The 19,920-nt window shown below is 70.4% G+C and carries 20 protein-coding genes; 12 read left to right on the top strand and 8 right to left on the bottom strand.

Features of this window, described 5'->3' with window-relative positions:
* Window positions 1-37 precede the first annotated feature (37 nt).
* From ABZS54_RS02770 to ABZS54_RS02755, 4 genes are all read left to right on the top strand, one after another.
* Window positions 38-166: a type II toxin-antitoxin system YoeB family toxin gene (locus ABZS54_RS02770; RefSeq protein WP_355530167.1), complete on the top strand. Its 129-nt coding sequence runs from the start codon at window positions 38-40 to the stop codon at window positions 164-166.
* A 244-nt stretch (window positions 167-410) separates the two neighbouring features.
* A complete protein-coding gene (locus tag ABZS54_RS02765; RefSeq protein WP_355530164.1) occupies window positions 411-1,247 on the top strand; it encodes a hypothetical protein in 837 nt (278 codons plus the stop codon).
* Between the two features lie 55 nt (window positions 1,248-1,302).
* On the top strand, window positions 1,303-2,094 hold the full coding sequence (locus ABZS54_RS02760; RefSeq protein WP_355530161.1) for a hypothetical protein: 792 nt from the start codon (window positions 1,303-1,305) through the stop codon (window positions 2,092-2,094).
* 132 nt (window positions 2,095-2,226) lie between these two features.
* Window positions 2,227-3,375 (top strand): cystathionine gamma-synthase, encoded by a 1,149-nt coding sequence (locus ABZS54_RS02755; RefSeq protein WP_355530158.1) that lies wholly within the window; start codon window positions 2,227-2,229, stop codon window positions 3,373-3,375.
* Between the two features lie 143 nt (window positions 3,376-3,518).
* Here ABZS54_RS02755 and ABZS54_RS02750 read toward each other — a convergent pair whose 3' ends face one another.
* Together ABZS54_RS02750 and ABZS54_RS02745 are read right to left on the bottom strand one after the other, a co-directional pair.
* On the bottom strand, window positions 3,519-4,235 hold the full coding sequence (locus ABZS54_RS02750) for a hypothetical protein (protein WP_355530155.1): 717 nt from the start codon (window positions 4,233-4,235) through the stop codon (window positions 3,519-3,521).
* The gene (locus ABZS54_RS02745) at window positions 4,232-4,729 is read right to left on the bottom strand and encodes a hypothetical protein (RefSeq protein WP_355530152.1); all 498 of its coding nucleotides are present in this window, start codon (window positions 4,727-4,729) and stop codon (window positions 4,232-4,234) included. Before ABZS54_RS02745 ends, ABZS54_RS02750 begins: the two co-directional genes overlap by 4 nt.
* Before the next feature lie 296 nt (window positions 4,730-5,025).
* Here ABZS54_RS02745 and ABZS54_RS02740 point away from each other — a divergent pair, with 296 nt between their 5' ends.
* From ABZS54_RS02740 to ABZS54_RS02725, 4 genes are all read left to right on the top strand, one after another.
* Complete coding sequence (locus ABZS54_RS02740; protein ID WP_355530149.1) at window positions 5,026-5,523, top strand: MarR family transcriptional regulator; 498 nt, start codon at window positions 5,026-5,028, stop codon at window positions 5,521-5,523.
* A 70-nt stretch (window positions 5,524-5,593) separates the two neighbouring features.
* Window positions 5,594-6,817 (top strand): threonine ammonia-lyase, encoded by a 1,224-nt coding sequence (gene ilvA / locus ABZS54_RS02735; RefSeq protein WP_355530146.1) that lies wholly within the window; start codon window positions 5,594-5,596, stop codon window positions 6,815-6,817.
* Window positions 6,818-7,098: 281 nt separating this feature from the next.
* Entirely contained in the window at window positions 7,099-8,151 is a 1,053-nt protein-coding gene (locus tag ABZS54_RS02730; protein WP_355530143.1) for an ATP-binding cassette domain-containing protein, read from the top strand.
* On the top strand, window positions 8,151-9,011 hold the full coding sequence (locus ABZS54_RS02725; RefSeq protein ID WP_355530140.1) for an ABC transporter permease: 861 nt from the start codon (window positions 8,151-8,153) through the stop codon (window positions 9,009-9,011). The genes ABZS54_RS02730 and ABZS54_RS02725 overlap by 1 nt, the downstream gene beginning before the upstream one ends.
* Before the next feature lie 94 nt (window positions 9,012-9,105).
* On the opposite strand, the gene greA is transcribed toward ABZS54_RS02725, so the two are convergent.
* Window positions 9,106-9,603, bottom strand: a complete 498-nt coding sequence (greA, locus tag ABZS54_RS02720; protein ID WP_026219448.1) for a transcription elongation factor GreA — start codon at window positions 9,601-9,603, stop codon at window positions 9,106-9,108.
* A gap of 263 nt (window positions 9,604-9,866) precedes the next feature.
* Window positions 9,867-10,253: a DUF4307 domain-containing protein gene (locus ABZS54_RS02715; RefSeq protein ID WP_355530137.1), complete on the bottom strand. Its 387-nt coding sequence runs from the start codon at window positions 10,251-10,253 to the stop codon at window positions 9,867-9,869.
* Window positions 10,254-10,423: 170 nt separating this feature from the next.
* Between ABZS54_RS02715 and mca the strand changes: the two genes are divergently transcribed.
* Both mca and ABZS54_RS02705 read left to right on the top strand, forming a co-directional pair.
* A complete protein-coding gene (gene mca, locus ABZS54_RS02710) occupies window positions 10,424-11,278 on the top strand; it encodes a mycothiol conjugate amidase Mca (protein ID WP_355530335.1) in 855 nt (284 codons plus the stop codon).
* Between the two features lie 188 nt (window positions 11,279-11,466).
* Window positions 11,467-11,706, top strand: a complete 240-nt coding sequence (locus ABZS54_RS02705) for a hypothetical protein (protein WP_355530134.1) — start codon at window positions 11,467-11,469, stop codon at window positions 11,704-11,706.
* A gap of 241 nt (window positions 11,707-11,947) precedes the next feature.
* Here the strand turns inward: ABZS54_RS02705 and ABZS54_RS02700 are convergent, their stop codons facing one another.
* Window positions 11,948-12,376, bottom strand: a complete 429-nt coding sequence (locus tag ABZS54_RS02700) for a hypothetical protein (RefSeq protein WP_355530131.1) — start codon at window positions 12,374-12,376, stop codon at window positions 11,948-11,950.
* A gap of 320 nt (window positions 12,377-12,696) precedes the next feature.
* Between ABZS54_RS02700 and ABZS54_RS02695 the strand changes: the two genes are divergently transcribed.
* Window positions 12,697-14,760, top strand: a complete 2,064-nt coding sequence (locus tag ABZS54_RS02695) for a thioredoxin domain-containing protein (RefSeq protein ID WP_355530128.1) — start codon at window positions 12,697-12,699, stop codon at window positions 14,758-14,760.
* Window positions 14,761-14,782: 22 nt separating this feature from the next.
* On the opposite strand, the gene ABZS54_RS02690 is transcribed toward ABZS54_RS02695, so the two are convergent.
* From ABZS54_RS02690 to ABZS54_RS02680, 3 genes are all read right to left on the bottom strand, one after another.
* Window positions 14,783-15,412 carry a TetR family transcriptional regulator gene (locus tag ABZS54_RS02690; protein ID WP_355530125.1) on the bottom strand — a complete coding sequence of 210 codons (630 nt, stop codon included), beginning with the start codon at window positions 15,410-15,412 and terminating at the stop codon, window positions 14,783-14,785.
* Window positions 15,384-16,982: an MFS transporter gene (locus ABZS54_RS02685; RefSeq protein WP_355530122.1), complete on the bottom strand. Its 1,599-nt coding sequence runs from the start codon at window positions 16,980-16,982 to the stop codon at window positions 15,384-15,386. The genes ABZS54_RS02690 and ABZS54_RS02685 overlap by 29 nt, the downstream gene beginning before the upstream one ends.
* Before the next feature lie 175 nt (window positions 16,983-17,157).
* A complete protein-coding gene (locus ABZS54_RS02680) occupies window positions 17,158-17,823 on the bottom strand; it encodes a hemolysin III family protein (RefSeq protein WP_355530119.1) in 666 nt (221 codons plus the stop codon).
* A 245-nt stretch (window positions 17,824-18,068) separates the two neighbouring features.
* Between ABZS54_RS02680 and ABZS54_RS02675 the strand changes: the two genes are divergently transcribed.
* Complete coding sequence (locus tag ABZS54_RS02675) at window positions 18,069-19,871, top strand: phosphoenolpyruvate carboxykinase (GTP) (protein ID WP_355530116.1); 1,803 nt, start codon at window positions 18,069-18,071, stop codon at window positions 19,869-19,871.
* Window positions 19,872-19,920: the final 49 nt, after the last annotated feature.

Genomic DNA, 19,920 nt, shown 5'->3' with positions numbered 1-19,920 from the left:
GACGAATAAATCATGTCATTACGGAAGGTTGGTCGAGGTGCCGGGGGACTCGCCCGGCTTCCGGGGCTACCGGTCGCGCCGGATCACCGACGAACACCGCCTCGTCCACAAGATCGCGGACGACCACATTCGGATCGCTGCCTGCCGGTACTACTACGGCAAATAGCACGGATCACGCAAAAAGCGGTCGGCGGGTCCCGAGGTGCCGCCCGCCGATCGAACTCCCATACAACTCACAGGGAATCCGCGTAGACCCGGGTCGGAGTCGGACGGCGCGCGTGCGGATTTCGCGGACGGCGCCGAAAGGGGCGCCGCAGTACGTGCGTTCGCGCCCGGGAGCCCGCGCCACCGGCTTCAATGGTTGTCGAGGCGACGTGTGCGGAAAGCGGGGGCATTCCATGATGCGGGTGATGGCGGCGGGGGCGGCCCTGATCGTGAGCGGCACGCTCGTGGTCGGGTGTCAGGGTGGCTCCTCCAAGGACGGTCCGTTCGGCCTGGGGGCGACCGACTCGCCCACCGCGAGCGCGAGTCGGGATCAGACCACCGAGCCGCCTCCGCCGCCGTCGCCGGACCCGGTCACCCCCGAGCCGCCGGTGACCAGCGCTCCGCCGAGCCCCACCGCGACCACGCGCGCCGACGTCCCACTCACCACCGCGCAGGCCAAGACGCTGGTCGCGACGGTCGCGCTGGTGCCCAAGGACTGGGGCCCGACCTACGTCCCCCAGGAGCGCAGCTACGAGTACGGCGGCCTCGATCGGGTGATCACCGGCACCGACTGCAAGCAGGTCGTCCAGGGCACCGTGCCGGGCGCGCTCGCGACCATGGCGCGCTACGTCTACATCCCGGACGGCCAACCGAGCGCGGACAACCTCAGCAAGACGCTCGCGACGTCCTCCGCGACCGTGTACGCCGATACCGCCGCGGCGCAGACCGACATGCGGGCCGCGATCGCCGACGGACGGCGCTGCCCGAACCAGGTGCTCGCCGGAGACGAGAAGTTGAACGGCATCCAGGTCTTCGACCTGACCGTGCCGGGCATCGACGAGGTGCACGTGGCGCGCGCCCAGTGGTTCGGCAGGGGTGGCGGACCGCCGTTCCAGTACGTGTGGGTGACGGCCCGTCAAGGCCAGATGGTGCTCACCGCCGCGGTCGTGGACCGGGGCGACAAGACCTTCGAGTCTGCCAAGAACCAGGCCATCGACGCGCTGGCCAAGATGGTCGCGCGAACCCGGGTGCAACTGCGCTGACCCCGCGCGAGCCCGCTGATTACCATGGGGCTTCACGCCTACGGGGGGCATCGGCATGTACGGCACAGGCAGAGCGGTGGTTCGCGCGATCGGTCCGGTTCTCGGCGTCCTGCTGCTCGCGGGCTGCGCCGACGGCGGCGGCGACCCGTTCGCGATCAACCCGAACGCGTCACCCACCGGCACCGCCCCGGTGGCCAAGGGCCCCGGCCCGACCACCACCACCACGACCCGCCCGACCGGCACGTCGGCGCCGCCGAGCCGTACCCCGGAGCAGGCACAGGCCCTGGCCGCGTCGCTCGCCCTCACGCCGGAGGACTGGGGGAGCGGCTTCGCCAGGCAGAGCACGTACGAGTTCGCCGGCGAGACCTGGACGGACTACGCCGCCGACTGCACGCAGCAGAACGTGCCGCTGCCGGCGAGCATCGTCGGCCAGTGGGTGCGCCAGATTCAACTGCCGGAGACCGCGCAGGCGTCGGTGCTCTCCAGCGGCAGCACCACCGTGATCGTGCACAAGGACGTGCGCGGCGCGCACGAGCAGGTGCAGAACGCGCACCAGGTCGAGGATCGTTGTCCGACCCGGACCTACACGGACGGCACCCAGGCCAAGGACACCCCCGGCGCCGCGCAGCCCACCTTCGCCGAGGCGGACGAGGCGTTCGCCGAGGAGGGCCTGATGTACCCCAAGGGCGGCGGCGGGCCGTACCCGTACGTCGTGTTGACACTGCGCAAGGACACCGTCGTGATGTCGTCCTACTTCAGCGCCCCCACCGCCGACCGCATGCCCGACGTACGCACCCGCACCACCCAGGCGGCCCGCCTGATGCTGGACCGGCTGGTGCGCCGGTAGCCGCGTCCGAGGTCGTCTCCGGCCCGTCCGGCGTTCGCGTCCGGCGGACTGCGGTCCGGCCGCCCCTCGATGCGCACTTCCGCGCGAGTGACGTGGGAGCGGCCGCCCGCTCGGGCGACTAACGTTCCGGTCATGACCCAATCGCACGGCTTTGAGACCCTGGCGATCCATGCCGGGCAGGAACCCGACCCGCTGACCGGGGCCGTGGTTCCGCCGATCTACCAGGTGTCCACGTACAAGCAGGACGGCGTCGGCGGGCTGCGCGGCGGCTACGAGTACAGCCGTTCCGGCAACCCGACCCGTACCGCGCTCGAGGAATGCATCGCGGCCCTGGAGGACGGCACCAGGGCACTGACCTTCGCGTCCGGCCTGGCCGCCGAGGATTGCCTGCTGCGCTCCCTGTGCGCCCCCGGCGACCACGCGGTGATCCCGGACGACGCCTACGGCGGCACCTTCCGACTGTTCGCGAAGGTCGCCTCCCGGTGGGGCATCGAGTACACCCCCGCGCACGCCGGCGACCTCGACGCGGTGCGCGCCGCGATCCGGCCGGGCGTCACCCGGCTCGTGTGGTGTGAGACGCCGAGCAACCCGCTGCTCGGCGTCGCGGACATCGCCGCGCTGGCGGGCGTCGCGCACGACGCGGGCGCGCTCCTCGTGGTGGACAACACGTTCGCCTCGCCATACCTCCAGCAGCCGCTGACTCTGGGCGCCGACGTCGTCGTGCACTCGACGACGAAGTACATGGGCGGGCACTCCGACGTCATCGGCGGCGCGCTCGTGGTGAACAACGCGGAGTTGGCCGCCGAGTTGGTCTTCCACCAGAACGCGATGGGCGCGGTACCCGCGCCGTTCGACGCGTGGTTGACGCTGCGCGGTCTGAAAACCCTCGGGGTCCGGATGGACCGGCACTGCGCGAACGCCGAGCGGATCGTGGACCTGCTGTCGCGTCACCCGCGGGTGAGCGAGGTGCTGTATCCCGGGCTGCCCGGGCACTCGGGACACGACGTCGCGGTCAAGCAGATGAAGGCGTTCGGCGGCATGGTGTCGTTCCGGGTGAACGGTGGCGAGGAGGCCGCCGTACAGGTGTGCAACCGGACCGAGTTGTTCATCCTGGGCGAGTCGCTCGGCGGCGTCGAGTCGCTGATCGAGCACCCGGGCCGGATGACCCACGCCTCGGCGGCCGGCTCGCCGCTGGAGGTGCCCGGCGACCTGGTCCGTCTGTCCGTCGGCATCGAGTCCGCCGACGACCTGCTGGCAGACCTGGAAAGGGCCCTGGGCTGAGGTCCCCGCGGCTTGCGCGGCGGGGCCGGCCCGCGGGTCCGGCGTGCTCGAGCGCCGAACGGGCCGAGATCGGCTGACGGGCCGAGATCGGCTCGCCCGGCGCTCGACGCGAGCCTTCGCGAGCCGCGGGATGGTTGCCTGGGCTAACGCGTCGTCTCCGTGCACGCCGAGCACGCGCTCACCAGGTTGCCCGCCTCGTCGTAGATGGTGATCGAGATCGGGGTCTCGGTGGTGAAGGCCCACAGGTAGGCGACGCCGGGGAGGCCGGGCGGGCGGTCCAGGCGCATCTGTCGGGCGCCGGTCGGCTCGCGCAGTTCGCCGCGTACCGCCGGGGCGGGCATGCTCTGGCCGATCAGGATCGCGACCACCAGGCGTAGCCCGGTCGGCGCGTACACGCCCGGATCCAGGGCCGTCGTGTCCAGCCGGCCGGGAGCCGGCAGGAAGCGGCAGGTCGGCGCGCCCGGCTCGGTCGTCTCGCTCGGCTCGGCCACGCTGCCCAGACACCACGACGAACCGCGCTCGGGTCCCGCGTTGTCGATCCACACCGAACCGCCGAGCCCGACGTCGGTGCGCGGCGAAGGCGGCTCGTCGTGCTCGACCGGCCACAGCGGTGTCGGGTCCGGCGGTGCCGGCGGCAATCCGCCTCCGCCGCCGGTCCCGGGAGTGGCCAGCCACAACCCGCCGACCGCCGCGCCGGCCAACAGCGCCGACCCGAGCAGGTGCCGCAGTCGGCGCAGGGACGCCCGCCGTCGCACCCGCCGGGCCAGGTTTGCGGGCAGCGGCCGATACGGGAACTCCGGCGGCTGGGGTATCTCCTCCGGGTCCGCCGCCGCCCCCGGCGTCGGTGCGCTCACGCTCATCGGATCGCTTCCGCGCTCGCGACCGGCCGCGGCTGCGGGCGCGGGTGCGGGTGCGACAGCGTGCCGCCGGCCAGCACCTCGGCCATCCCGCGCCGCCACGCCCCGGCCACGGTCTCGATCGGCAGCCCCAGCGCCTCGGCCGCGTCGTACTCGTCCAAGCGGGCGTACAGACGCAGCACCACGGTGGCCCGCTCGACCCGGCCGAGGCGGTCCAGGGTTGTGAACGGCTCTCCCTCGCCTGGGAGTTCGCTCCGATGGCCGCGTGGTCCCGGTCGCCACGGGTCCAGGTATCCGGCCATCAGCGCACGCCACGCGATGCGGACCGGATCCTGGTCGGGCAGCCTGCTCCAGTGCACACACGTATGCGCCAAGGCCCGTTCGACCCGGCGCTCGGCGCGTTGTCGGTCGCCGGTGAGCAGGTCGGCGGCCTGCAACAGTCGGGTGCCGACGGTATGGACGAAGAGATCGAACTCGCGAGCATCGCGCCTGTGCACGGTCCCTCCCGCAGATCCGCCGAGCGGGTGCCCCCGGGGCCGGCCCGTTGCCGTCGCCGCTCTCTGTAGTTGCTGCCCCACACCTGTTCGGGTAGTCGCGTATGACGACATGTCGCCCTTGCCACTTGTCGCCGTCGACGATCCCCCACCGGCCGGCAACGAAGGCACAACCCTCCGTTGTCGCCACGGTAGAACGCCCGACACCAAAGCGGGGTGGAATCGATCGGTCGGGGCCCGCCGATCCGGTCCGCGCAATATCCTTCGGAGCACCACATCCGATCGACGAACGAGCGGCGATGACACCGGACCAGGCCCATGACGACCCCACCGGCTCTGCCGACCCGCTCTACGACCGCCTGCAGCACGAGGTGGCGTTGTTCGCGCGCCGTGCCGAGCAGACCCGGCTCGGTGCCGTCGGCGAACTGCGCAACTCGATGGACCGTGCGGCCTACCTGCTGCTCGGCCGGCTGGAGACGGGCGGCCCGATGGGCGTCAAGGCGCTCGCACAGGCGATGACGATCGACTCGTCCACGGTGACCCGGCAGGTCACCCCGTTGGTCGAACAGGGCCTGGTGGATCGGGTGCCCAATCCCGACGACGGCCGCGCCGTGCTGCTCGAACTGTCCGCCGAGGGCCGGGACCGGCTGCACCAGGTCCGGCATGCGCGGCAGCGCCTGATGGCGGAGATCTGCGCCGGTTGGAGCCTGGACGATCGCGAGCGATTCACCGAGCTGCTCACCCGCTTCAACGCCTCGATGGAGCGCCGACAGAGCCGTACCCCGGCCGGCTCCTGAACGCCCGGAACCACCGGAGCCGCAGCAGACCCGACGCATCCGCAGGGGCGGTTGGTGCGACACTCGGCGTATGAGCAGCCCAGCCCCGGCCACGGTGACCCTGCACGACATCCGGATCGCGCGAAAGATGCTGGAAGGCGTCGTTCGCGAGACCCCGATCAGGTCGTGTCGGGCACTGACCGACCGCGTCGGCACGCCGGTCCACCTCAAGTGCGAGAACCTCCAGCGCACCGGGTCCTTCAAGATCCGCGGCGCGTACGTGCGGATCGCGGGTCTGTCCGAGGCCGAGCGCGCCCGCGGCGTGGTCGCGGCGAGCGCCGGCAACCACGCCCAGGGCGTCGCGCTCGCGGCCCGCACCCTGGGCGTCGCGTCCACGGTGTTCATGCCGGCCGGCGCGCCGCTGCCCAAGGTGGCCGCGACCCGCTCGTACGGCGCGGAGGTGATCCTGGGCGGCGACAACGTCGAGCACGCGCTCACCGCCGCGCGCGCGTACGCGGACGAGACCGGGGCGGTGTTCATCCACCCCTTCGACCACCGCGACGTGGTGGCGGGCCAGGGCACCGTCGGCCTGGAGATCCTGGAGCAGTGCCCCGAGGTCAAGACCATCCTGGTGGGCACCGGCGGTGGTGGCCTGTTGGCCGGAATCGCGGTCGCGGTCAAGGCACTTCGCCCCGACGTCAAGGTGATCGGCGTGCAGGCGGCGTCCGCTGCCGCGTACCCGCCCTCGCTGGCCGCCGGCGCGCCGGTGTCGCTGCCCTCGTTCGGCACGATGGCCGACGGGATCGCGGTCGGCCGCCCCGGCGAGGTCCCGTTCGCGCTGATCCGAGAGCACGCGGACGACATCCGCACGGTCGGCGAGGAGTCCCTGTCGCAGGCCCTGCTGCTGTGCATGGAGCGGGCCAAGCTGGTGGTCGAGCCCGCCGGCGCCGCGTCGGTGGCGGCACTCCTGGAGACCGGCGAGCCGATCGAGGGCCCGGTGGTGGCGGTGCTGTCCGGCGGCAACGTGGACCCGCTGCTGATGCTCCGCGTGCTCCGGCACGGTCTGGCCTCGGCCGGGCGCTACCTGTCGCTGCGGGTGCGCATTCCCGACAGCCCCGGCGCGCTGGCCACCCTGTTGGGTCGGTTGGCGGAGACCGACGCCAACATCGCGGCGGTGTCGCACGTGCGTACCGACGCGACGCTGCGGGTCGGCGAGGCGGATGTGGACCTGCAGTTGGAGACCAAGGGCCGCAGCCACTGCGCGGCCGTGGTGGAGGCGCTGTACGGCGCGGGGTACGCGGTCAGCAAGAGCTGAGCCGCGCCGGGAGGCGGCGGCCGGGCGGCCCGTCCAGCCGATTGTCGGTGTCGTGTGCTTGGCTGGAACGTCAAGCCATGTTACCCACCGAGGGCGCGGCCGAGAGGCGGAGCGGGTTCGCCGACGCGTCGACGGATACCCCGAAGCGTCGTCGTTCGGGCACACAGAGTTACGCTTTTCGAGAAAAGTGTTCGCATACTCGGTGTGTTGGGCGCATGGTGGAGGTTTGAATCGATCGGCCCGCCCCCATGCCCCATCCGCACGAGGAGTGATCCACCGATATGCAGGAAGCGATCGTCGCCGAAGGTCTGGTCAAGACCTTCGGCTCGGTCCGAGCACTGGACGGCGTGGACGTGAGTGTGCCCACCGGCACCGTCCTGGGTCTGCTCGGACCGAACGGCGCAGGCAAGACGACATGCGTACGTGTGCTGACCACGTTGCTCAAACCCGATTCGGGGCGAGCCGTCGTGGCCGGTCACGACGTGCTCAAGGACCCCAACGCGGTCCGCCGCTCGATCGGCTTGTCCGGTCAGTTCGCCGCCGTGGACGAGTACCTGACCGGCCGGGAAAACCTGCGGATGGTCGGCGAGCTGTACCAGCTCAGCGGCCGCGACGCCAAGCGTCGGGCGGACGAACTGCTCTCCCAGTTCGACCTGTCCGAGGCGAGCGATCGACCCGCCAAGACCTATTCGGGCGGCATGCGCCGCCGGCTGGACCTGGCCGCGGCGCTCGTGGTCAGCCCGCCGGTGATGTTCATGGACGAGCCGACCACCGGACTGGACCCGCGCAACCGGATGGCGTTGTGGCGGGTGATCGAGGAACTCGTCGCGGGCGGCACCACGTTGCTGCTGACCACCCAATACCTGGAGGAGGCCGACTACCTCGCCCACGACATCGCGGTGGTCGACCACGGCAAGGTGATCGCGCGCGGCACCGCCGACCGGCTCAAGGCCAAGGTCGGCGGCGAGCGGGTCGAGGTGGTCGTGCACGACGAGGCACGGATGGCCGACGCGAGCGAGATGCTCGCCTCGTTCGGCAAGGGCGAGTTGGGCGTGGTCAAGCTCCAGCGGCGGATCACCGTCCCGGTCACGGGCGGCGCCAAGCTGCTCGCCGAGATCATCCGCGAACTCGACGCGCGTGGCATCGAGATCGACGACATCGGGTTGCGCAGGCCCACTCTGGACGACGTGTTCATCTCGCTCACCGGGCACGCCGCGGAGTCCGAGAACGACAACAACGACAACAACGACAACAACGACAACAACGGCGACGACGACGAGAACCCAAGCGAAGACGGCCCGCAGCGCGGCCGTGTCGAGGCGGTGAAGCAGTGATGGCCGTGCTGACCAAGACCCCCGTGGCACCCGCGGGCGCACCAGTGGTGCGCGGCGGACTGGCCCAGTCGGCGCGCGACTCCATCGTGATGACCCGACGCAACCTGATCCGGATGATGCGGATCCCGGAGATGATCATCTTCGGGATGATCCAGCCGGTGATGTTCGTGCTGATGTTCGCCTATGTCTTCGGCGGCGCGATCGGCATCCCCGGCGTCGAGGACAAGAACGCCTACCGCGACTACGTGATGGCGGGCATCTTCGCGCAGACCGTCACCTTCGCCACCGCCGGCGCGGGTGCGGGTATCGCCGAGGACATGCACAAGGGCCTCATGGACCGGTTCCGCTCGTTGCCGATGTCGCGCGGCGCGGTGCTCACGGGCCGCACCATCGCCGACGCCGTGCAGACCGCGCTCACCATGGTGGTCATGGTGATGTGTGCGCTGATCGTCGGCTGGCGGATGCACGACGGGCTGCTCAAGGGCCTGGGCGGACTCGCGCTGCTGCTGCTCCTGGGTTACGCGTTCTCCTGGATCGGCGCGCTGATCGGCCTGTCCGTGCGCACCCCCGAGGCGGCCACGTCCGGCGGCCTGATCTGGCTGTTCCCGCTGTCGTTCCTGTCCATCGCGTTCGCACCGCCGACCACGCTGCCCACGTTCCTCCAGCACATCGCCTACTGGAACCCGTTCAGCGCGACCGTGCAGGCCGCCCGGGTGCTGTTCGGCACGCCGGGGGCGGACGCGGTGTCGGACGCCTGGCCCATGCAGCACCCGGTGTGGGCTTCGCTGCTGTGGTCCGTGGTGATCATCGGAATCTTCCGCACCTGGTCGGTGCGCAAGTACCGCTCCGCGGTGTCCTGACCGATCGCCCGACCGTACGAACGCCCGAAGCTCGAAAGAGCGCAAGCGGCCCGGCCCCCGGATACGGGGAGCCCGGGCCGCTTCGGGTCGTTGCTCAGCCCTTGTAGGGCTTGGCCGCCAGGACCTCGACACTGGTGCTCTTGCCGTTCGGCAGCGCGAAGGTGGCCTTGTGGCCGACCGACTTGCCGTTGATCGCCTTGCCCAGCGGCGACTGCGGCGAGTAGACGTCCACGTCGCTCACGGCGTCCTCGCGCGAGCCGAGCAGGAAGGTCGTGGGGTCGTCGTGGTCGCCGTTGAAGACGACGGTGACGACCATGCCGGGCTCGACCACGCCGTCGTCCGCGGGGGCCTCGCCCACCTTGGCGTTCTGAAGCAGGCCGATGAGCTGGCGGATCCGCAGCTCCTGCTTGCCCTGCTCCTCCTTGGCCGCGTGGTAGCCCGCGTTCTCCTTGAGGTCGCCTTCCTGGCGGGCCTCTTCGATCTTCACGGCGATTTCGGCACGGGCGGGACCCGACAGGTGTTCCAGCTCGGCCTTGAGCCGGTCGTACGCCTCCTGGGTGAGCCAGGTGACGCTTTCGCTGGTCTGGGTCACGGGGTGCTCCTCGTAGGTCTGCGACGGGGTTGCGTACACGGTGCGTACGAAAGAGGTACACGCGATCCGACCGGCCGTCGGGGCGGGCCCGGGCGGCACAGAGAGGTGTCACATATACCAGCGCCCCCTCACCGTCCGCGGTGTGAACACCTCGGGTCGTGAGGGGACGAAGCTTCGAGAGTAACAATCTCCCGACGTCTCGGGCAGTCACGCGCAGCCGAGCGACTCGGGAGGCCGATCCGCGATCGGCGCCGACCCGCCCGTCAGCCGATGGTGTGACAATCCTCCAGCTCGGCGGTGTTGGGCCGGCCCGCCGTCTGGAGCGTCTCGGTGCGCTCGATGTGCTTGTCGCCCTTGGCGAAGCGCAGTTCGCGGCGGCCCACCTCGGCGCCGCTTTGATCGCGCGAGCGCAGCACGCAGACGGCTTCCTCGTCGGCGTCCTTGCGGATCTCCACCTGGACCTCGATCGAGGAATCCGAGGTGACCTTGAAACTCGGAATAGACCCGCGTACGCCGGGGTTCGCCACATCGAGGCCGATCCACACCGTCCCGGCCACGAGCACGACCATGAAGACCGCGAAGGCGATCCGCAGCTTGCGGTCGTTTCGGGTGGCGCCCTTGCCGTAACGGGTGACGGGCGTTGCGCTCACCGGGTCTCCTGCGGGACGGGCCCGGGTTTGTGCCCGAGCGAGATCTATCGGCCACTATATGTCCGGTGCAAGAGCGGCCCTCGACAGGTCCCGGCGGTACGACCCGGCGGCTGGGACACGGGGCACGGATGAGGAGCGACGTTCCGGTGAGTGACGATCGGCTGAGGCTGATGGCGGTGCACGCGCACCCCGACGACGAGTCGAGCAAGGGCGCGGCCACCATGGCGCGCTATGTCGCCGAGGGGGCCGAGGTCCTCGTCGCGACCTGTACCGGCGGCGAACGCGGCTCGGTGCTCAACCCCGCTCTCCAGGGCGATCCGGAGATCGAGGCCAACATTCACGAGGTGCGCCGCAAGGAGATGGACGCGGCGCGCGAGATCCTGGGCGTGCAACAGGCGTGGCTGGGCTGGGAGGACTCGGGGCTGCCCGAGGGCGACCCGCTGCCGCCGCTTCCGGACGGGTGCTTCGCGGTGCTGGACGTGGACAAGGCGGCCGAGCCGCTGGTCCGGCTGATCCGCGAGTTTCGCCCGCACGTGATCACCACGTACGACGAGAACGGCGGCTACCCGCACCCCGACCACATCCAGACGCACAAGATCACCATGGTGGCCTTCGACGCCGCGGGCGACCCGGACGCGTACCCGGACTCCGGTGAGCCGTGGCAGCCGCTGAAGCTGTATTACAACCAGGGCATCTCCCGGGCCCGGATCGAGGCGCTGCACGAGGGCATGCTCAGCCGCGGCCTGGAGTCGCCCTACGGCGAGTGGCTGGAGCGCTGGGGCGACCGCGACGAGCGGGACATCACCACGCGCATCCCGTGCGCCGACTGGTTCGAGACCCGCGACCGGGCGCTGATCGCGCACGCCACCCAGGTGGACCCGGACGGCTTCTGGTTCCGGGTGCCGATCTCGGTGCAGCGCGAGGTGTGGCCGACCGAGGACTACGAACTGGTCCGCTCGCTGGTGGACACGGACCTGCCCGAGGACGACCTGTTCGCGGGTGTGCGGGTCGGCGTGCGGAGCTGACCGGCGGAGTCGCGAGGACCTCGGCGTATCTCGGGGTGACCTCGGCGTACCTCGGGGTGACCTCGATGGCCGCGGTACGACCCGAACGAGGGCCCGGAGAGCATCTCTCCGGGCCCTCGGTGCATACGTCCCGCCGATCGGGTGTCACTCTTGTTCACAAGGGGTTCCGATCCAGGAGGTAGTTCGTCATGACACCGCTCGCGCTCCAGCTCGCGGTCGAGGAGAGCAAGGTCACGCCCGGCCTGCTCGGATTCGTGGTGGTCGCCGCGATCGCGGTCGCCACCTGGCTCCTGCTCAAGTCGATGAACAAGCAGCTCAAGCGGGTGGACTTCGAGGAGAGCGACAAGCCGGCGGTCAAGTCCGACGCCGAGGCCGACGCCGAGGCCGACGCCAAGCGCAAGGAAGGCAACGGGGCACCGGTGGCCTGAGCGGCCGACGGCGTCGCCCCAGCCGGATCGTCTGGTGGCAGCGGGCCGATGCGCGCTTTCCGCTCGCGCGCGGTCGTACCTCCCGGTGCGGGTCCGGGACGAACGGTGGGTCGTCCCACTCGGCAACGGGACCGGTGGGTAGGTCGCGTTCGAGGTCGGCCAGGAGGGCGAACCACGCGGGGCCGTCGGCCGACCGGGCGGTCGCGAGCGTGCCGTTGGCGACCGCCCACGCGGACACGCCCTAACGGTAGAAGGTCCGCCCCCCGGGGCCGGAGGACACGGACCAGACCTCGCTGATCAAGCCGCCGGTGAGCCTGAGGGTGTCGGTTCCGCTCCTTGCCACGGGCCGGCCGTCGGCGTCCGTGTAGCCGGCGCGATACGGCCGGGCAACCAGGCCGGTCGGAGCGCCGTCGCCGGATCGCAGGTCCACGACCGGCGAGCCCTCGGCCTCGAAGCGCAGGCCGGGCCGGCTTCGGTGCCAGGCCGCGATGATGTCGGCGAGTTGCCGCGGAGTATGGGCATCGTCGAAAGCTTCGGTGCCCGGCTGGGCATAGCGCAGAGTGAATTCCGGGGCCATGATCTTCTCGGCGAGGTCGAGGCCGCCGTTCCACATGGCCGTCCACTGGTCATAGGTGCGGATGCCGAACTGCCGCACGTCGTTGTCGCTCATGAAGAGGCCCTCTGTCCCGGGTCGGATGGATCAAGCTCGCGACTCTAACGAGGGCTCCTGACAACCGCGTTGGCCGGCGGACCCGGCAAGCGAGAACAGTCGCTCGCTGAGCACCCTTCCCGCGCTTCGGACCGAACGCCACCCCGCCTCGTCGGTCTCCACCTGTCCGCCGACAGACCCGCACCGACGCTGGTGACCATGGCCGGTGTCCCGCTCGGCCGCCGTTCGCCCAACGTCGGACGACGATCCCGCCCGCCCATCCGGTCGACCCCGGGAGGGCCCTCCCGCGATTTTGGGGTGGGGCGCGCGAGGATGGCTCCATGCCGAATCGTCTCGCTGGGTCCACATCGCCGTACCTCCTGCAACACGCCGACAACCCCGTCGACTGGTGGCCGTGGGGGGAGGAGGCGTTCGCGGAGGCGCGCCGCCGTGACGTCCCGATCCTGCTCAGCGTCGGATACAGCGCGTGCCACTGGTGCCACGTGATGGCCCACGAGTCCTTCGAGGACGAGGCCACCGCCGCGATCGTCAACGCGAACTTCGTCGCGATCAAGGTCGACCGCGAGGAGCGCCCGGACGTGGACGCGGTCTACATGGAGGCCACGGTCGAGATGAACCGCGGCCAGGGCGGCTGGCCGATGACCGTGTTCGCCACGCCCGACGGGGAGCCGTTCTACTGCGGCACCTACTACCCGAGCGAGGCCCGCCGGGGGATGCCCTCGTTCCGGCAGGTGATGTACGAGATCAACAAGGCCTGGGTCGACCGCAACGACGAGGTGCGGCGCACCGGCCTCCAGATCGCCGCCTCCCTGGCCGCCCCCCGCGATCTGCACACCGGCGGCGAGGCACCGACCGCCGAGGACCTGGACGCGGCACTGACCCTGCTCGCGCGCGACTACGACGCCACGCACGGCGGCTTCGGTGACGCGCCCAAGTTCCCGCCGTCGATGGTGCTGGAGTTCCTGTTGCGCCACCAGGCCCGGACCGAGTCCGAGGCGGCCCTGGAGATCGCCCAGGAAACCTGCGAGGCGATGGCCAGGGGCGGCATCTACGACCAACTCGGCGGCGGCTTCGCGCGCTACTCGGTGGATGCGGCGTGGGTGGTGCCGCACTTCGAGAAGATGCTGTACGACAACGCTCAGCTGATCCGGGTGTACACCCACCTGTGGCGGGCCACCGGGAGCGAGTTCGCGCGCCGGATCGCGCTCGAGACGGCCGACTTCGTGGTCCGTGAACTGCGCACTCCCGAGGGCGCGTTCGCTTCCGCGCTGGACGCGGACAGCCTGGACGCGCAGGGCCGGTCGGTGGAGGGCGCGTTCTACGCCTGGACCCCGGCCCAGTTGATCGAGGCGCTCGGCGAGCAGGACGGCGCGTGGGCGGCCGAGGTGTTCGCGGTGACCGAGGAGGGCACCTTCGAGCACGGCATGTCCGTACTGCGACTGCTCGACGACCCCGAGGACATCGAGCGACTGACCGACGTACGGGCGAGGTTGCTGGCGGCACGCGCGGAGCGGGCCCGGCCGGGCCGCGACGACAAGGTGGTGGCCGCGTGGAACGGGCTGGCCATCGCGGCGCTGGCCGAGGCCGGCACCCTGTTCTCCCGCCCCGACCTGCTCGACGCCGCGCTCGCGGCGGCCGACCTGCTGCTCGCGGTGCATCTGGGCGGCGACGAGGACGACGAACTCGGCGACCGGCTCGTGCGCACCTCGCGCGACGGCCGACCGGGGCCGAACGCGGGTGTCCTGGAGGACTACGCGGACGTGGCCGAGGGCTTCCTCGCGTTGTACGCGGTGACCTCGGACGATGCGTGGCTGACCTTCGCCGGCGTGCTCGTGGACGTGGTGCTGGGGCACTTCGTGGACGAGGACGGCGCGCTGTACGACACCGCGGACGACGCCGAGGAACTCTTTCGCCGACCGCAGGACCCCACCGACGGGGTCACCCCGTCGGGCTGGACCGGCGCGGCCGGCGCCCTGCTCGGCTACGCGGCGCACCTGGGTTCGCCCGAACACCGCGAAGCCGCCGGCCGCGCGCTGGGCCTGGTCCGGGTGCTGGCCGCCCGCGCCCCGCGCGCGATCGGCTGGGGCCTGGCGGTCGCCGAGGCGTGGTTGGACGGGCCGCGCGAGATCGCCGTGGTCGGCCCGCGCGACGACGACGCGACCTGGGCGCTCTACCTGACCGCGCTGATGTCCACCGCCCCCGGCGCGGTGGTCGCGATGGGCGACCCGGCCGAGGAGTCGCCAGTGCCGCTGCTGCGCGATCGGCCGCTGGTGGGCGGCCGACCGGCGGCGTACGTGTGTCGGCACTTCACGTGCGATGCCCCGGTGACCGATCCGGAGCAACTGGCCGAACAGGTCCTGGCCAAGGCGGTGGCCCGGGCCTGACATCGGCGCTGCGGCGGCGGGGTCACGGGCTGTCCCGCAGCCCCGCCTCCAGCATCGCCAGGGCTTGGTCGACCAGCTCGACCAAGTCCTCGGTACAGCCGTTCCGGGCCCAACCCATGATCGCCTCCGCCATCGCCGCGTTGATCGAGGCGCCGGCGACCCGCAGTTCCAGATCGTCCGCCGAGCGCCCGGTACGAGCGGCGAACGCCTCGGTGATCAGGACCCAGGTCTGCATCTGCTGCTCGTAGGTGCGCCGGCGCAGCGCCGGGACGTTCAGCACCAGCGTCATCCGGGTGGCCATTTCCTCGCGATCCACGCGCAGGATCTCGCGCAGGGCGTCCAGGACACCGGTGCGCACCACCCGGACCAAGCTCGCGCCCTTGGGCGCGGTCCGCAGGATCTCCACCAGCAGGGGGTCGTACTCGTCGGTGAGTACGAGGTCTTCCTTGGTGGGGAAGTAGCGGAAGAACGTACTGGGTGAGATTTCCGCGGCCTCGGCGATCTGGTCGACGGTGGTCGCGTCGTAGCCGTGCTCGCGGAAGAGCCGGTAGGCCTCCCGGCGGATCGCCTGGCGGGTCTTGATCTTCTTGCGCTCGCGCAACCCCAGGGGCGAGCCGGGCAGGTCAGGGATGGAGGACTCCTTCGCGGTCATGCCCCGATTCTCCCGGTCCGGTGGGGCCCGGCGCCGGCACAGGGGTGGCGACGGTTCGGCGAGGGAGGAAGATCGCCACCGCGACGGCCATCAGCACCGAGGCGACGCCGCAGATCAGCAGACTCAGGTCCATGCCGTGCACGAACGCGTCGCGGGCCGAGTCGAGCAGCGCCGGGTCCCCGGTACGGCCCGCCGCCTTGACCGCGCCGCCGATCGAGTCGCGCGCGGTGTCGGCGATCTCGTCGGGGCGACCGTTCGTGTCGATCCGGTCCAGGTACGCGGACGCCAACACGCTGCCCAGGATCGCCACCCCGAGTGCGCCCGACACCTGACGCAGGGTCTGCACCAGGGCCGAGCCCATCCCGGAGCGTTCCGGTGGCAGATTGGCCATCACCGCGTCCATCGCTGGCACCAGCGACAGCCCGATACCCAGGCCGGTCACGACGAGCCAGGCCGCCGTCCATCCGTACCCGTCCCCGGTCGAGCCGGTCGAGCCCATCAGCAGCCCGCCGCCGAGCAGGAGCAGTCCGCTGGGGATGACCGCCTTGTAGCCGAACCGCAGCACGAGCTTGTCGCCCGCCAACGAGGTCACGAACAGCCCGCCGAGCATCGGCAGCAGGCGCAGGCCGGTACCGAACGCGTTGTGCCCGTCCACGCCCTGGAACCGCTGTGGCACCAAGAACAGCACGCCGGCTATCGCGAAGGAGGGCACCAGGGCGGCGACTGTGGCCCACAGGAAGTTGCGGTCGCGGAAGAGCCGGAAGTCGATCATCGGCTGTCGGGCCCTGGTCTCGCGCACCACCACGCTCACCAGCAGCAGCGCCGCCGCGCCGAACAGCACGAGCACACGCGCGTCGGCCCAACCCCACTCGGGCGCCTCGATCAGCGCGAAGATCAGCGTGGTCAGCCCCGCGACCACGAGCACTGTGACCGCGATGTCCACCTTCGGAGCGCTCGCCGAGCGGGACACCGGCAGCAGGAATCCGCACACGAGCAGGGCCAGCGCGACCATCGGGATGTTGATCAGGAACACCGAACCCCACCAGAAGTGCTCCAGCAGCAGCCCGCCGAGGATCGGCCCGAGCGGGATGCCCAGGGCGGTGCTCGCGGCCCAGACCGAGACCGCCTTGCCGCGTTCGGCGGCCGGGAACAGCGAGGGCAGGATGGACAGCGACAGCGGCATGATGAACGCCCCGCCGATGCCCATCAGGGCGCGCGCCGCGATTACTCCCTCGACCGAGCCGACCAGCGCGCCGACCACCGAGCCCAGGGCGAATATCGCGAGCCCCACCAGCAGGAAGAGCCGCCGGCCGTAGCGGTCGCCGATCAGTCCGGCCGGGAGCATCAGCGCCGCGAACACCACGATGTACGAGTCGGCGATCCATTGCAGGTCGCCCGTGCTCGCGCCCAGTTGATCGCTCATCGTCGGCATCGCCACGTTGATGATCGTGGTGTCCAGGCCGACCACCAGGAGGCCGACCACCAGGGCGCCCAGCGCCCACCACCGCCTCGGGTCGGGCGGCGCGTCGGCCTCGTTCGTCCGGTCCGGCCCATGCTTCGTCGTATCCATGACAGCCCCAATTGATTGAGTGTCTCTACCTTATGACAGTAGCTCTCAAAATCTAGCGGCAGTCAGATTTCTCGGCAAAGAGCAGCCCAAGCCCGGGGGAAAACCCGGAAAAGCCCGAAGGCCCGCAACTCCGAACGGAGCGGCGGGCCTTCGGGCCGATGGGGCGAGGGGGTGATCAGCCGAGTGCCACCAGGGCAACGGCGACGAAGTGGCTCGCGAAGGCGAGCAGCGTGAAGGCGTGGAAGACCTCGTGGAAGCCGAACCACTGCGGCGAGGGGTTGGGTCGCTTGATCCCGTAGACCACCGCGCCGAGGCTGTAGAGCACCCCGCCGACGACCACCAGGACCACCACCGCGACGCCGCCCTCGCGCATGAACTCGGGCAGGTAGAACACCGCCGCCCAGCCCAGCGCGACATAGATCGGGGTGTAGAGCCAGCGTGGTGCGCCGATCCAGAAGACCCGGAAACCGATCCCGGCGAGTGCCCCTATCCACACCACCCACAGCAAGATTTGGTCACTTTTGCCCAACAATAGGATGGTCAACGGGGTGTAGGTGCCCGCGATGATCAGGAAGATGTTGGCGTGATCCAGCCGGCGCAGCACCGCTTCGCCGCGTGGCCCCCAGTTGCCTCGGTGGTAGACCCCGGACGTGCCGAAGAGCATCGCCGCGGTCAGCGCGAACACGCCGCACGCTATGCGGGATTTGGTATCCCCGGCCAGGGCGACCAGGACGATGCCGGAGGCCACGGCGAGGGGAAAGGTCCCCGCGTGGATCCATCCGCGCAGCTTGGGTTTGATGGGCGTCAAGGGCGCCGTCAAGGCCTGTGCGTCCACACTCATGTCGCCGAGTGTACTTACGCCGACGTAGGTTACTGGTAGGTACGAAGTGAGACACATCACGGGAGATCTTGTCCCGGAGGGGCGCGAAACCGCACGTCTTTGGGGTTTTCGGTCCGGTACGGGGCACAACTTCCAGGTGGGGCCCTGTCCCGGGCGGTTCCGCGTCCGGTCGACCGGATAAAATCCCCGCAACCCTCAACCCCGACGCCGGGGACTCGCCGTCCCAGGCGCGAAATGGAGCGATCGTGGCCAACGAGGTCCCGACGAAACACAGGCAGCTGCTCGACTGGGTGAGCGAGATCGCCCAGCTGACTCAGCCCGACCGGATCGAATGGTGTGACGGTTCGGACGAGGAGTACCAGCGCCTCGCCGACCTCCTCGTCGAGAAGGGCACCTTCCGCAAGCTCGACGAGAACAAGCGCCCCAACAGCTACTACGCGACCTCCGACCCTCGGGATGTCGCGCGCGTCGAGGACCGGACCTACATCTGCTCCGAGAAGGAGGAGGACGCGGGTCCGACCAACAACTGGATAGCCCCGGCCGAGATGCGCACCAAGCTCGGCGGCCTGTTCGCCGGCTCGATGCGTGGCCGCACGATGTACGTGGTGCCGTTCTGCATGGGGCCGATCGGGTCGCCGTTGGCCGCCTACGGCGTGGAGATCACCGACTCCGCCTACGTCGCGGTCTCGATGCGCACGATGACCCGGATGGGCCGGGCGGTGCTGGACTTCCTGGGCACCGACGGCGAGTTCGTCAAGGCCGTGCACACCGTCGGGGCCCCGCTCGCCGAGGGCGAGGCGGACGTGCCGTGGCCGTGCAACAGCGAGAAGTACATCACGCACTTCCCCGAGGACCGGGAGATCTGGTCCTACGGTTCGGGCTACGGCGGCAACGCCCTGCTCGGCAAGAAGTGCTACGCGCTCCGGATCGCGTCGGTCATGGCGCGCGACGAGGGCTGGATGGCCGAGCACATGTTGATCCTGAAGCTCACGCCTCCCTCGGGCGCCGAGCCGAAGTTCATCGCCGCGGCCTTCCCCTCCGCGTGTGGCAAGACCAACCTCGCGATGCTCCAGCCGACCATCCCGGGTTGGAAGGTCGAGACCGTCGGCGACGACATCGCGTGGATGCGGTTCGGCGAGGACGGCCGGCTGTACGCGATCAACCCCGAGGCGGGCTTCTTCGGTGTCGCGCCGGGCACCGGCGAGCACACCAACGCCAACGCCATGAAGACCATGTGGGGCAACTCGGTCTTCACCAACGTCGCGCTCACCGACGACAACGACGTCTGGTGGGAGGGCATGACCGAGGACGCGCCCGCGCACCTGGTCGACTGGAAGGGCAACGACTGGACTCCCGAGTCGGAGACCCCCGCCGCGCACCCCAACGCGCGGTTCACCGTCCCGGCCTCCCAGTGCCCGACGATCGCGCCCGAGTGGGAGGACCCGAAGGGTGTGCCGATCTCGGCCATCCTCTTCGGCGGTCGGCGGGCCAGTGCGGTGCCGCTGGTGACCGAGTCCTTCGACTGGCAGCACGGTGTCTTCCTCGGTGCCAACGTCGCCTCGGAGAAGACCGCCGCCGCCGAGGGCACGGTCGGCGAGCTGCGTCGCGACCCGTTCGCCATGCTGCCGTTCTGCGGTTACAACATGGGCGACTACATGGCGCACTGGCTGGACATCGGCAAGGCCACCTCGGCGGACAAGCTGCCGAAGATCTACTACGTGAACTGGTTCCGCAAGGACGCGGACGGCAAGTTCGTCTGGCCGGGCTTCGGTGAGAACAGCCGCGTGCTCAAGTGGATCGTCGAGCGCCTGGAAGGGCTCGCCGACGGCGTGGACTCCCCGATCGGCGTACTGCCGACGCGGGAATCCCTGGACCTCAAGGGTCTGGAGTTCACCGACGCGGAGCTGGACCTGCTCCTGAGCGTGGACCGGGAGATCTGGAAGCAGGAGGCCGCGCTGGTCCCCGAGCACCTGGAGAAGTTCGGCTCGCACACCCCGCAGGGGCTGTGGGACGAGTACAACAAGCTGGTCTCGCGACTCGACGGCTGAAGCTGACTCGACGTCAAAATACCGGTACGCTCCGGGCCCGGCGGGATCT

This window comes from Embleya sp. NPDC005575 (genome assembly GCF_040605455.1).
In the GTDB taxonomy this organism is placed as follows: domain Bacteria; phylum Actinomycetota; class Actinomycetes; order Streptomycetales; family Streptomycetaceae; genus Embleya.
This window is presented reverse-complemented; position numbering and strand designations above follow the sequence as displayed.